The 12748-nt window shown below is 59.9% G+C and carries 10 protein-coding genes; 4 read left to right on the top strand and 6 right to left on the bottom strand.

The features are described from left to right. Positions 1-150 precede the first annotated feature (150 nt). Positions 151-2274, bottom strand: a complete 2124-nt coding sequence (gene paaZ, locus CQ019_RS00835; RefSeq protein ID WP_105553209.1) for a phenylacetic acid degradation bifunctional protein PaaZ — start codon at positions 2272-2274, stop codon at positions 151-153. A gap of 115 nt (positions 2275-2389) precedes the next feature. Continuing rightward, positions 2390-3112: a tyrosine-protein phosphatase gene (locus tag CQ019_RS00830; RefSeq protein ID WP_105553210.1), complete on the bottom strand. Its 723-nt coding sequence runs from the start codon at positions 3110-3112 to the stop codon at positions 2390-2392. A 140-nt stretch (positions 3113-3252) separates the two neighbouring features. Between CQ019_RS00830 and CQ019_RS00825 the strand changes: the two genes are divergently transcribed. After that, positions 3253-4155 (top strand): serine protein kinase RIO, encoded by a 903-nt coding sequence (locus tag CQ019_RS00825; protein ID WP_105553211.1) that lies wholly within the window; start codon positions 3253-3255, stop codon positions 4153-4155. A gap of 80 nt (positions 4156-4235) precedes the next feature. Here CQ019_RS00825 and CQ019_RS00820 read toward each other — a convergent pair whose 3' ends face one another. From CQ019_RS00820 to CQ019_RS00810, 3 genes are read right to left on the bottom strand one after another with little or no spacing between them, the layout of a single operon-like run. Then, a complete protein-coding gene (locus CQ019_RS00820; RefSeq protein WP_105553212.1) occupies positions 4236-5108 on the bottom strand; it encodes a 3-hydroxyacyl-CoA dehydrogenase family protein in 873 nt (290 codons plus the stop codon). Between the two features lie 2 nt (positions 5109-5110). After that, complete coding sequence (locus tag CQ019_RS00815) at positions 5111-5905, bottom strand: enoyl-CoA hydratase/isomerase family protein (protein ID WP_105553213.1); 795 nt, start codon at positions 5903-5905, stop codon at positions 5111-5113. A gap of 1 nt (position 5906) precedes the next feature. After that, positions 5907-7130 carry an acetyl-CoA C-acyltransferase gene (locus CQ019_RS00810; RefSeq protein WP_105553214.1) on the bottom strand — a complete coding sequence of 408 codons (1224 nt, stop codon included), beginning with the start codon at positions 7128-7130 and terminating at the stop codon, positions 5907-5909. A 336-nt stretch (positions 7131-7466) separates the two neighbouring features. Here CQ019_RS00810 and CQ019_RS00805 point away from each other — a divergent pair, with 336 nt between their 5' ends. Next, positions 7467-8894 (top strand): MFS transporter, encoded by a 1428-nt coding sequence (locus CQ019_RS00805; RefSeq protein ID WP_013349788.1) that lies wholly within the window; start codon positions 7467-7469, stop codon positions 8892-8894. Positions 8895-8976: 82 nt separating this feature from the next. On the opposite strand, the gene CQ019_RS00800 is transcribed toward CQ019_RS00805, so the two are convergent. Next, the gene (locus CQ019_RS00800; RefSeq protein ID WP_105568717.1) at positions 8977-10416 is read right to left on the bottom strand and encodes an amino acid permease; all 1440 of its coding nucleotides are present in this window, start codon (positions 10414-10416) and stop codon (positions 8977-8979) included. 185 nt (positions 10417-10601) lie between these two features. On the opposite strand from CQ019_RS00800, the gene CQ019_RS00795 reads away from it, so the two are divergent. Together CQ019_RS00795 and CQ019_RS00790 are read left to right on the top strand one after the other, a co-directional pair. Continuing rightward, on the top strand, positions 10602-11564 hold the full coding sequence (locus tag CQ019_RS00795; RefSeq protein WP_374954773.1) for a 1,4-dihydroxy-2-naphthoyl-CoA synthase: 963 nt from the start codon (positions 10602-10604) through the stop codon (positions 11562-11564). Positions 11565-11592: 28 nt separating this feature from the next. Next, the gene (locus CQ019_RS00790) at positions 11593-12720 is read left to right on the top strand and encodes an AMP-binding protein (protein WP_105553217.1); all 1128 of its coding nucleotides are present in this window, start codon (positions 11593-11595) and stop codon (positions 12718-12720) included. Positions 12721-12748: the final 28 nt, after the last annotated feature.

Raw genomic sequence — 12748 nt, 5'->3', positions numbered from 1 at the left:
GTAAATTGCCCTAAAATTTTTTCACTCCGCGTCAAATCTTGCCAAAATTGGAAACGCTTTCATAGATATCCGGCAAAGCTGTCCTGGCTCCGAGCACGCAAAAGGGTGGATGCCGTGGTTGACGGCATCCACCCTTGCTGAAGTTGCGTTTTAGCCTTCGAAGTTGGCGTAGGTGAGGTTTTCTTTCTCCACCAAGGTCAAGACATCGTAGGTCGCGACAATCTCATCATTCTGGTTGTGCAAGATCGCATCCCATGCGACCTCGCCATATTCATCGGTGACTCGCGGCGTGATTTTCTTGGCCGTCAGGGTCACGCGGATTGAATCTCCGGCAGCCACCGGGGTGATGAAGCGCAGGGATTCCAATCCGTAGTTGGCTAACACTGGCCCCGGCGCTGGCTCTACGAAGAGGCCGGCAGCCCACGACACGAGCAGGTACCCGTGGGCGACGATTCCCGGGAAGAACGGGTTCGCTTCGGCTGCCTTTGCATCGGTGTGGGCGTAGAAGGTGTCGCCAGTTTTCTTGGCGAATTCGCTGATCTCTTCAAGGTTCACTACGCGCAGATCAGAGGCGAAGCCATCGCCTACTTGCAGCTCGGCCAGCGACTTGCGGAACGGGTGCGTGTATTGCTCCTGGCCGCCGAACTTTTCGCATCCGGCCAGGCGCTGTTCAGCACCGGCATGCCACACGCCGCTGAGCGCAGTGAGCATATTCGGCGAGCCCTGAACGGCAGTGCGCTGCATATGGTGCTTCACTGATCGGATTCCGCCCAGCTCCTCGCCGCCGCCGGCGCGCCCTGGGCCACCATGGACCAGGTGTGGCACTGGTGAACCGTGACCGGTCGTTGATCGCGCGGTTTCCCGGTTCAGGATGTGCACGCGGCCATGGTGGGCGGCGATTCCCAGGGCCAGTGAACGCACGGTGTCGGTGTCATTGCTGCACACGGTGGCTACCAGCGACCCTGCACCCATGGCGGCCAGCCGCACGGCTTCGTCAAGATTGTCGTAGCCGATGACGGAGCTGACCGGTCCGAACGCCTCGCGGGAGTGCACAAGCGGGTTGCGGGCATCGGCCCATCGCAGAACCACCGGAGACATGAAGGCACCGAATTCGGCCACGGCGTCGCGTTCTGGCGCCACGCGTACGGCTGGGGCATCCAGGCGGCCAAAGGCCAGCTCGCCACCAGCGTCAATCATGTCCTGCACTGCAGCACGCACATCAGCCAGCTGTTCCAGGGAAGCCAAGGCACCCATGGTCACGCCCTCGACGCGGGGGTCGCCAATGACAACCCGCTGCTCGATTCGCTGGCCGATGGCGGCAATGACCGGTTCTACCAGATGGGAAGGCACGATATTGCGGCGGATCGCGGTGCATTTCTGGCCGGCCTTGGAGGTCATCTCGGTGACGACGACCTTGACGAAGGCCTCGAATTCCGCTGTTCCCTCCTCTGCATCAGGGCCGAGGATGGCCGCGTTCAGGGAGTCGGTTTCTGCTGCGAAGCGCACTCCCCCGTCGATGACATTTGGATGGGACTTCAGCTTGCTGGCCGTGGCGGCCGAGCCGGTGAAGGCGAACATGTCACGGTAGTCGAGGTGGTCCATCAGGTCGCGGGCTGATCCCGAGAGAAGCTGCAGGGACCCTTCGGGAAGGATGCCTGATTCGAGCATCATCCTCACGGCTGCCTCGGTGAGGTACCCCGTTGGAGTCGCTGGCTTGACGATGGTGGGAACACCAGCGATAAACGCCGGGGCAAACTTTTCGAGCATGCCCCATACCGGGAAGTTGAACGCGTTGACCTGCACCACGACACCACTCATTGCGGTGTAGATATGCGTGCCGATAAAAGAGCCGTCCTTGCTCAGCGGTTCCGTTGGCCCGTCCAGGATGACATTGCTATTGGGAAGTTCACGGCGGCCCTTGGATGAGAATGTGAACAGAACACCGATTCCGCCATCGATATCCACCATGGAATCGATTTTGGTGGCCCCGGTCTTGAAGGAAATCTCGTAAAGGTCTTTGCGTCGCTCGTTCAGATACAGCGCGAGTTCCTTGAGCTTGAGTGCGCGCTCATGCAAGGAGAGCTTGGCCAGCTCCTGATGCCCGGTGCCACGGCCATAGTCCACCGCCGCTGCAACATCCAGCTTGTCATTGGTGACAGTGGCTAGAAGTTCTCCGGTGTTGGCGTCACGGACTTCTGTTCCGCCCTCGGACTGCGGGGTCCGCCATTGTCCGGCGATAAAGCTGGGTACCACGCTGATCTGTTTTGTCGACATCGACATAATTCCTTCCTGAACGGTCGGTCAGTATTAACCTTAACCTTATCAGCAAGGGCGTGACCGTGAACACCTCAAATTGTTGTTCGCGAGAATTCTCCACCCCGCCCGCTACTCAGGAATTCCGTGCGAGATCACTCAGGTGATCGAGACCCTCCTCGCTCATGCCCTGGGACAGCAGATAGGAGCGGGCCGTACCAAGCCATGCACAGCATTCCGACAGGGCCGTGGCTCTTTCTTGAATGATTTCCCGCAGCTCTTCTTCACCCCGATAGCTCTCGTAGGGATGCTTTCGCGGCGAGACACGATGCCATTCATTGATACCCCGCACCGCCAGCTCATCATGGACGAGAATCTGATCCCGGGAACCTGCGAGATCCAGCAGCATGGTGGCAATCAAGCCGGAGCGGTCGCGGCCTGCCGAACAGTGGATCACGGTTGACCCTTGGGAGTTCGCCAAATTCTCGAAGACTGCACGCAGTTGGTCGCCGAATTCTTCGCACACCAACCTGTACATGGCGGTGTGATTCATATATGGCACGGCAATCGATTCGAACCTCGGATTGCCGGGCGTCTCCAGCGGCAGGTTCACCAGTTCAATGCCGGAGAACGCTGCCTGGGGTACGGCGGGGTCATGCTCCCGCCGGCGGATCTCGTTGGGGTTGCGCAGGTCCACGACCTTGCTGACTCCGCCCTCGTGCATTTGCTGCCAGCCCCGGGCACTAAGCCACTCGTGGCGACCCATTCGATAAAAGGCTCCGCAAATATGCCGCGCATTCACGGATCCTTCCCATTCCAGATCTCCGCTTTGCTTTTGATAGTTCAGGCCCCGGCTCATTTACCCATTGCAACATATTGATTCTCTGTTGTAGAGTTCTACTCATTGGCAACTGCCAATCAGTCTATTGAAGGAGGGGTAACGATGATTGCTTACCGCCGTTCCCGGTCATTGATCTCTTTTTCTAAGGACTTATCCCCATGCATTTTCCTGCTGGAGAACCAACCACCAGCTCACAGGTAACCTCGTCCAACTTCGCTGACGCAGATACCAAACTCAAATTCCGCAGGCACAAGCCCGTATGGAACGAATCATCCTCGGATGAGCCACCGGCTGGCCAGCGCTACTCCACCTGGCCGTTTATCGAAAAGGGCATGCGCGGGCCGCAACCATACCCGCTATGGCTGATTGAGGACGCCGGTGCCGTAGACACCGAATTAGGCATCCTCAAAACCGGCAAAGAAGGCGACGTCTTCCTGTTGGAACGAGCAACACAGGAGCGCTCAAGCTTACTGGCCGCCAAACGCTATCGCTCCCGCGACCACCTTCAATTCAGCCGTTCGCAAGCTTATAGCGATGGCAGGTCTGCCCGGCGCTCGCGCGATAATCGAGCCATCAGCCACAATTCCGCCTACGGCCGGGACATCGCCGCTTTGCAGTGGGCCAACGCGGAATGGACCTACCTCTTGCGCTGTTACGAAGCCGGCATTTCGGTGCCGTATCCGGTACAGATTGACGGCACCGAAATCCTCATGGAATTCATTGCCGACCCGGACAATTCGCTGGCGGCAGCACCCCGCCTGCAACAGCTTGCGCGCTTTGATCCACGGCTTCCCGAACTATGGGATCAACTCACTGACGCCCTTGAGAAGTTCGCTGGATTGGGCATTGCCCATGGCGACCTGTCCGCCTACAACCTCCTGGTTTCCGGCGAGCGCCTAGTGGTCATCGATGTTCCGCAGTGCGTGGATTTGGCGGGCAATCCGCAAGGCATGGACTTCTTGCACCGCGACTGCGTCAATTTGTGCGAGTGGTTTGATTCCAAGGGACTGTCACATGATCCAGATGAGCTCTTTGCTTCACTGCTAGGACATCTCTTCTAGGATCCAGAGGGACAATGGCCTCCGCGAGTCATTCCTGACCGGCGGAGGCCATTGTCGCTGAAGGTTATATGGCGGGTTTCCTACCAGCTGTAGAAGCCTTGGCCGCTCTTGCGCCCCAGCTTGCCCTCGGCCACCATATCCCTGAGGATCTGCGGTGGAGCAAACCGGTCACCCAAGGTCTCATGGAGGTATTCTGCGATTCCCAGGCGCACATCCAAGCCGACAATGTCGGTGGTTTTCAGCGGTCCGGTCGGGTGCTTGTAACCCAGGACCATGGCATTATCGATGTCTTCGGCGCTGGCTACGCCTTCTTCCACCATGCGCATGGCTTCCAGGGCGATTGCCACGCCCAGGCGCGAAGAAGCGAAGCCCGGAGCGTCATTGACCACCACGGCGGTCTTCCCCAGCGCCTGTACCCAGCTGCGCGATGCATCAACCAGGTTCTTATCAGTCTGCTCGCCGATGACCACCTCGATGAGCGTCGAAGCGGGCACCGGGTTGAAGAAATGAAGCCCGAGGAACTTGCCGGGCCGAGCCAGTTCCTTAGCCAGCCCGCTGACCGACAGGGAGGACGTATTCGAGGCCAGCACGGCCTCGGCGTCCAGCACCTGCTCCACAGCCTGCAGCGAGGAGACCTTCAAATCCCAGATTTCCGGAACTGCCTCGATCACCAATTGAGCGGTGGCGAATTGCTCGTAGTCCGTGCTCACCGAGAAACGCTGCATGAGCTCATCTTTGGATTCGCACACGACGCCGCGCGCGATGGACTTGTCGACGGACTCGGCGACCCTCTCATAGGCAGCCTGCGCAGAGTCCTCATCGCGCTCAACGACAACCACCGTGCTGCCGCTGGTCAGCAGGGCGTGGGCGATTCCCGCGCCCATGCGGCCGCCGCCGAGTACTCCGCTGTACTTAGGCAGCTGGCCCATCACAATTTCATTGGTTGCACTCATGGTTACTTCTTCTTTCGATCAAGGAATGCCTGCATGCGTTCAAACTTGGCTTGGGATTCGAACAGCATCCCCTGGGCCAAAGTGTCGATGACCGGATGGGCTTCACGCGGAGCGTGGAATACCGACTTGGTGATCCGCACAGCCAAGGGATCCTGGGCCGCAATGCGATCAGCCAGCGCCTCAGCCGCCGCATCCAGTTCGCTTGCCGGATGCATTTCCGTGATCAGTCCTGTTTCCAGGCACTGCCGGCCGGTGAGCACCTTGCCAGCCAGGAGGATCTCCTTGGCCATCGGTTCACCCACCAGCTCCTTGAGCCTCCAGGTCGCGCCGGCCGCGGCGATGATGCCGAGGTTGGTTTCGGGATTGCCCATGCGCAGCTCTTCGGTGCCGATGCGGAAGTCCGCGGCGTAGGCCAGTTCTGCTCCCCCGCCCAAAGCAAATCCGTCAAGGGCGGCGATCACGGGCATCGGCAGCTTGGCGACGCGATCGAAGATCCCAGAGTTGATCCCGGCGAGTGCATCATCGCGGCGGCGTTCTCGCAGCTGCGAAATGTCGGCACCGGAAGCAAAGATCCCCTTGCTCCCCTTGGGATTCGCGGCGCTGGGCGCTTGGCTGGCAGTGCCGGCCAAGATCAGGATTTTGGGATTCCTTTCCAGGTAATCGCAGACGGCATGCAGTTCGTCGACCATCGCCTGGTCGATCGCATTGCGCACCTCGGGCCGGTGGAGCCGGACCCATAGTCGATCATCGGTTTCGCTGACCTTGAGGGTCTGGAATTCGCTATCGAGGCTTTCCATTTTAGGCTCCTTCCAGCAAGATGGCCGAGCCTTGACCCACGCCGACGCACATGGTGGCCACCCCGAGCTTGCGCCCAGCTGTTGCCAGCTCGCGCTCCATGCGGCCCAGCAGCGTGATCACGATGCGCGAACCGCTTGATCCCAGCGGATGGCCCAGCGCGATGGCTCCGCCGTCGCGGTTCACGATCTCTTGGTCGACGCCGAGTTCGCGCATGCTGGCCAGCGACTGGCTGGCGAAGGCTTCATTGATCTCCATGGCGCCGATCTGCTCGATGCCCAGCCCGGCACGTTCCAGCACCTTGCGGGTGGCTGGAACTGGGCCCATGCCCATGATTTCCGGCTCCAGGCCGGCGGCCTGGCCATCGACGATGCGGGCGCGCGGGGTCAGCCCGTACTTCTTCAGGGCGCGTTCGGAAACCACCAGGATGGCCGAGGCGCCGTCGTTCAGCGTGGAGGCGTTGCCGGCGGTAACTACGCTGCCGCCCTTGACGACCGGGCGCAGTCCGGACAGCACGTCCATGGTGGTGCCGGGGCGCGGGCCTTCATCGGTGTCCACGATGCTCTCGCCCTTGCGGTGCTTGACGGTCACCGGGACGATTTCATCGACGAAGCGGCCAGCTTCAATGGCGGCGATGGCCTTTTCGTGGGACTGCACGGCGAACTGGTCGCAGTCCTCACGGGAGATGTTGTAGACGCGGGCGACTTCCTCAGCGGTCTCCGGCATGGAGAAGGTGGCCTTGCCATCACGCGAGTAGTCGCCGGAGAGGAACTGCGGGTTGGTGAAGCGCCAGCCGATGGAGGTGTCGAAGGTTGCTCCTGGCATGGCGAAGGCCTTGGATGGCTTTTCCATCACCCAGGGGGCGCGCGACATGGATTCGGTGCCGCCGGCGATCACGATGTCCGCAGCTCCTGCCTTGATCATATGGCTGGCCATCGTAATGGCGCTCATGCCCGAGGCGCATAGGCGATTGACGGTTATCCCGGGGACTGTCACCGGAAGGCCTGCGAGCAAGGCTGCCATGCGTGCCACGTTGCGGTTCTCTTCGCCGGCGCCGTTGGCGTTTCCGTAGATCACTTCATCCACGTGTGCCGGATCGATCCCTGCGTCTTCAATGACACGGCGGATGGTCACTGCGGCCAGGTCGTCGGGGCGCACAGCACTGAGCGCTCCGCCGTAACGGCCTACCGGCGTACGTGCTCCACCAACGAGAAATGCCTCGGTCATCTGTGCTCCTTATGCCAAAGTGGTAAGTGACTCTCAACACCTAAACTTACCGACCATTCGTTCAATAATAAAGTCGCGGGTCAGCAAATTTTCACAATTGCACTTTTTCAGCCCTCGGCCATCCGGGCTGCTCCTGGCTGTTCTAATTGCCTTTTATCCCACGCGGCGTCCAATCGATTCCATGTCAGCGGTTGATATTAGAAATTGATTCGAATACCCTCTGGTACTTAACGGACTCTGGAAAAATCCCAGATCGTGGACCGCGGCCAAGGCGATGAATTACTTCCTGGCCTTTGGACGATCGGTCGACGGAAAGCTGAAAACGACGGAGCAGCGATGCAACCGGAAAATAGCCAGCCAAACGACAACACGAATACCCATAATTTCACTCCAGACCTTGACCATGACATTGGTCCGGACATGAACACCCAAGAAGGCCGGCAAGAAGTACGCAAGGCCACCGCCGCTTCGGCCATGGGTAATATGACAGAATGGTTCGACTACGGTGTCTACGCCGTAGCCGTCACCTATATCACCGCCCACTTCTTCCCCACCGAGGGCGGCACCTTCATGGCTCTGGCCACCTTCGCCCTCTCCTTCCTGGTCCGCCCGATTGGCGGCCTGGTCTGGGGCCCACTGGGCGACAAGCTGGGACGCAAGAAGATTTTGGCGTTGACCATTATCTTGATGTCCCTGGCCACCTTCCTCATCGGCGTACTGCCGACCTTTGAAACCATTGGCATCGCCGCACCAATTCTGCTGGTGCTGCTGCGCATGGTCCAGGGCTTCTCCACCGGCGGCGAATACGGCGGTGCGGCCACGTTCATGGCAGAATATGCGCCGGACCGCAAGCGCGGATTCTTCGGCTCATTCTTGGAATTCGGCACCTTGGGCGGTTTCGCCTTGGGTACGGCCGTGATGCTTGGCCTGCAAGTGATGCTCAGCGAAGAAGCCATGATGGCTTATGGCTGGCGTATTCCATTCTTCCTCGCATTGCCAATGGGCCTGATCGGCCTGTACCTGCGTAGCAAGCTGGAGGACACCCCTGTCTTCCAGGAGATCGAAGCAGCCGGCGAAGCCCAGCAGGGCGGTTCGCTCAAGGAACTGGTAATGACCTACTGGCGCCCGATGCTGACCATGACCGGTCTGGTCATCGCACTGAACGTCGTGAACTACACGCTGCTCAGCTACATGCCTACCTATCTGGAAACCCAGCTGGGATTGGATCCCAACGCTTCGCTGGCCACCATCTTGATTGGTGAGGTAGCGATGATGGCGGTCATTCCATTTGCCGGCTCGCTCTCTGACCGGGTCGGGCGAAAACCAATGTGGTACGCCTCGGTGATCGGCTTGTTCGTGCTGGCGCTGCCAATGTTCTGGCTGATGGGCCAGTCCTTCGCCTTGGCCATTGTCGGCTTCGCAGTACTGGGCCTGCTCTATATTCCACAGCTAGCCACGATTACCGCAACCTTCCCGGCCATGTTCCCTTCCCATGTGCGTTTCGCAGGCTTTGCCATCACCTACAACATCGCTACGGCGATCTTCGGTGGCACCGCAGCCATGGTCAACGAGGCAGCGATCAATGCCACCGGCTTCCTGCTCTTCCCAGCCATCTACATGATGGCAGCATGTGTCATTGGTGCGATCGCCATCAAGTTCATGCCGGAAACCGCAGGTGCTTCGCTGCGCGGCACCGAGATCCCCGATGCATTGGACACCGGCATCCTCGCTGCAGTGAAGCAGGATGAAACCCGAACCTCCTAAGCACTCGAACACAACAGCCAAGGGGCGCATCTGCATTATGCAGATGCGCCCCTTGGCTGTTTCAGGCGAGTTGGTTCCCCGCTTAGAAATTGGTGCTCGATTTGGCATGCTTGCGGGCGAAACGCCAGCCGATCCACAGCACCACGGCAAACAGCGGAATCGTGGCGATGGTGTAGAGCCCTACCGGGAAGACCTCACCATTTTCTCCGGTCAGGGTATCGAAGGAAATCAGCACGGTGATGATCAGCAAGCTGACCAGGCCAACCCAACCAGTAACCGGAGAGCCTGGCATGGGCAGTGACGACACCGCGCCCTTCTTGCGGCGCAGCATCAGCTGGCAGCCGAAGATCGAAGCCCAGGTGAACAGCACGCCGATGGAGGCGGTGTTCAACGCAAGGTCGAAGGCGAAGGATTCACCTAGCCAGATGTTCAAGATGACCCCGGCCAGGTAAACCACGCCCACGAAAATGATGCCGGCGGAAGGAACAAAATGCTTGTTCATTTTCGACAGCCACTGCGGAGCATGCCCGTTCCCGCTCATGGTGCGCAGTATGCGTCCAATGGAGTACAACCCGGAATTGCATGAAGACAGCGCGGCGGTGATGACCACCAAGTTCATCGCACTGCCAACCCAGCCCAGCCCCATCTTCTCGAAGACAGTCACAAACGGGCTCACCCCGGATTCGTATTCATGCCAGGGCAGCACCATGGCCAACAGCGAAACACTGCCTACGTAGAAGACCAGGATGCGGACTACTACGGCGCGGATCGCAGAGGGAACTTCCTTTTCTGGGTTCTCCATCTCACCGGCGGCAATACCCACCAGTTCAATGGCGTTGTAGGCGAAGATCACCGAGTTCAGCACCAGGATGCTGACAAAGAAGCCGCGAGGGAACAAGCCACCTTGGCCATTCTCGTCTCCGATAAAGAGATTGGAAACCGATGCTGTGTGCTCCCCTACCTGCGCATTGGTCACCACCATGTAGATGCCCACCGCCAGGAACAAGATAATCGCGGTGACCTTGATGCACGCTGCCCAGAATTCAAATTCGGCAAAGGCCTTGGCGCTGAACAGGTTAATTGCCACCAGCAGCAGCAACGCGCAGAACGCCGAAACGGTGACCGGGATATTCGGGAAGAAGTATTGGAAGTACAAGCCAATCGCTATCAGCTCCGCAACGCCGGTCATGATCCAATTCAGCACGTACATCCAGCCGGAAACGAAAGCGCCCTTGGGACCGAAGAGCTCAGCCGCGTAGGAGACAAAGGATCCGGAGGTCTGCCGATACATGATCAGCTCTCCCAACGCCCGCATCAGCAGGTAGGCCAGCGCACCGGCTACCAGATAGGACAGCACCAGGGCCGGACCGGTGGATGCCAACCGGCCACCGGAGCCCATGAACAATCCCACACCAATGGCTCCGCCAATGGCGATCATCTGGACGTGGCGACGGCTCAGGGATTTCTTATAACCCTCTGCGCTGATTTCTGCATCTTCCCGGTGATGCACTCCAGATGGCATAGATCAACTCCTGACTCACTGGTCCAGAGGCTGAACCGGTACAAAAATCGTGAAATGAATCCCGTGATCCAAAAGGCGGGCTGAAGCGTGGCGGCGGAAATATCGCGCCCATTTGCGTCTTAAGCCGTGAAAAGTCTACGCCTGCTTTCTTAGAGTTCGGCACGAAACCGACTAGCATGCATAGGGTGAGTAGCCTGAATAATTCCGTTTTGCCCAAGAAGGTCTCTGATGTCTTCGATCCACAGCGCTGGCGCTTGGTTGAAGGCTTCGACTTCACCGACATTACCTACCATCGCCAGGTGGAGCGTGACGCCCAGGGAAACATCGTGCGAGACCTGCCTACCGTGCGCATCGCTTTCGACCGCCCAGAGGTGCGCAATGCCTTCCGCCCGCACACCGTAGATGAGCTCTACCGGGCCATGGACCATGCACGGATGACCAGCGATGTCGCTACCGTGATCTTGACCGGCAACGGTCCATCGGAAAAAGACGGCGGACATGCCTTCTGCTCCGGTGGGGACCAGCGCATTCGCGGCCGCGACGGCTACCGCTATGCCGAGGGCGAGACCCGCGAGTCCATCGACCCGGCCCGTGCCGGACGCCTGCACATCTTGGAAGTCCAACGCCTGATGCGCACCATGCCCAAGGTGGTGCTGTGCGTGGTCAACGGCTGGGCCGCCGGCGGCGGGCATTCGCTGCACGTGGTCTCAGACCTGACCATCGCCTCGAAGCAGAACGGCAAGTTCAAGCAGACCGACGCAACCGTCGGCTCCTTCGACGCCGGCTACGGTTCAGCCTTGCTGGCCCGCCAGGTAGGGCAGAAGACCGCTCGCGAGATCTTCTTCCTGGCCCGCGAATACTCGGCCGACGACATGGTCCGCATGGGTGCGGTCAACGAATCGGTGGAGCACGCCCGCCTCGAGGAGGTCGCATTGGAGTATGCGGCAGATATTGCCCGCCAGTCGCCACAGGCCATCCGCATGCTGAAGTTCGCCTTCAACCTGGCCGATGACGGCTTGGCCGGGCAGCAGGTCTTCGCCGGTGAAGCCACCCGCATGGCCTACATGACCGATGAAGCAGTGGAAGGACGCGACGCGTTCTTGGGCAAGCGCGACCCTGACTGGTCCAACTACCCTTACTACTTCTAAATCGTCGGTGAAGGAACGAGAACCGGATATGGACGCACAACTAGCAGAACTGCTGGCAGCCTTGGCCGACGCGGCCAACGACGAGGGCCCGGCCGTTGAGGTATTGGCCGATGAGTCCAGCCCCCGCGGCTGGCGCATCCAGTACCTTGCGGCCTCGGACCTGCCGGGCTTCGAGCAGCCCATGGCAGTGGTGCGCACCTCCGGTTCCACCGGCCGGGCCAAGCGCACGGTGCTCAGCGTCTCGGCGCTGGCATCCAGTGCGCAGGCCACGGCCGAGTTCCTCGGCTTTGAAGGCCAGTGGCTGCTGGCCTTGCCGGTGCACTATGTCGCCGGCTTGAGCGTGCTGACCCGTTCCCTGTTCGCTGGCACCAAGCCGGTGGTGATGGACACGACCGGCAGCTTCTCTGCGCAGAAGTTCACCGACGCGGCCGAGGAAATGGTCGATGCCCGCCGCCTGACTTCCCTGGTCCCCACCCAGTTGGCCCGCCTGCTGGACAATCCGGAGCCACGGACCATTGCGGCGCTGAAGCGTTTCGACGCCATCTTGCTCGGCGGCGCACGGGCCAGCAAGGACCTGCTGCAAAGCTCGCGGCATCTGGGCCTGAAGATCTTCCAAACCTATGGCGCTGCGGAAACTTCGGGCGGTCTGGTCTACAACGGAACCGCCCTGCCGGGGGTGAAACTTGCCGAACGCCAGGGACGCATCCTGGTCTCCGGGCCGATGCTCGCCGACGGCTACGCAAATAATCCCGAAGCCACCGCCGAACACTTCGTCATCGACGAAGGCACGCGCTGGTACCTCACCGATGATCTGGGCAGCGTCGACGGCAACCGGCTGAATATCGCCGGGCGTATCGACGATGTGATTAATACCGGTGGCGTAAAACTGTCGGCCGGGAAAATTGAGGGCCTGCTCGAAGAGTTCTTCAAGCAGTGCCTGGTGCTGCCGGTACCCGACGCGCAATGGGGCCAAAGCGTAGGTTTAGCCTATTCAGGTCCGACAAATACGCAGGATGCCTTCGAAGCCGTGCGTCAAACTATTGGATCCGCGGCCGTTCCCAAACGGGTCCGCCACTACCCTTCCGGGCTTCCATTGCTGCCCAACGGGAAGTTCGATCGACGCCGAATCCTCGACGAGTTGCGCGCCGGCGGCTGATCCGATTCGCCTTGCCCGAAGTTTCGCG

The organism is Arthrobacter sp. MYb229 (assembly GCF_002975405.1).
In the GTDB taxonomy this organism is placed as follows: Bacteria; Actinomycetota; Actinomycetes; order Actinomycetales; family Micrococcaceae; genus Glutamicibacter.
Note: the sequence above shows the minus strand (reverse complement) of the source record. Positions and strands in the feature narration are given on the sequence as shown.

Excerpts from the sequence above, each read along its gene's own strand:
- CQ019_RS00810 (WP_105553214.1), bottom strand. The coding sequence starts at position 7,130 with ATGACCGAGGCATTTCTCGTTGGTGGAGCACGTACGCCGGTAGGCCGT.
- paaZ (WP_105553209.1), bottom strand. The coding sequence starts at position 2,274 with ATGTCGACAAAACAGATCAGCGTGGTACCCAGCTTTATCGCCGGACAA.
- CQ019_RS00815 (WP_105553213.1), bottom strand. The coding sequence starts at position 5,905 with ATGGAAAGCCTCGATAGCGAATTCCAGACCCTCAAGGTCAGCGAAACC.
- CQ019_RS00830 (WP_105553210.1), bottom strand. The coding sequence starts at position 3,112 with ATGAGCCGGGGCCTGAACTATCAAAAGCAAAGCGGAGATCTGGAATGG.
- CQ019_RS00790 (WP_105553217.1), top strand. The coding sequence starts at position 11,593 with ATGGACGCACAACTAGCAGAACTGCTGGCAGCCTTGGCCGACGCGGCC.
- CQ019_RS00800 (WP_105568717.1), bottom strand. The coding sequence starts at position 10,416 with ATGCCATCTGGAGTGCATCACCGGGAAGATGCAGAAATCAGCGCAGAG.
- CQ019_RS00825 (WP_105553211.1), top strand. The coding sequence starts at position 3,253 with ATGCATTTTCCTGCTGGAGAACCAACCACCAGCTCACAGGTAACCTCG.
- CQ019_RS00805 (WP_013349788.1), top strand. The coding sequence starts at position 7,467 with ATGCAACCGGAAAATAGCCAGCCAAACGACAACACGAATACCCATAAT.
- CQ019_RS00820 (WP_105553212.1), bottom strand. The coding sequence starts at position 5,108 with ATGAGTGCAACCAATGAAATTGTGATGGGCCAGCTGCCTAAGTACAGC.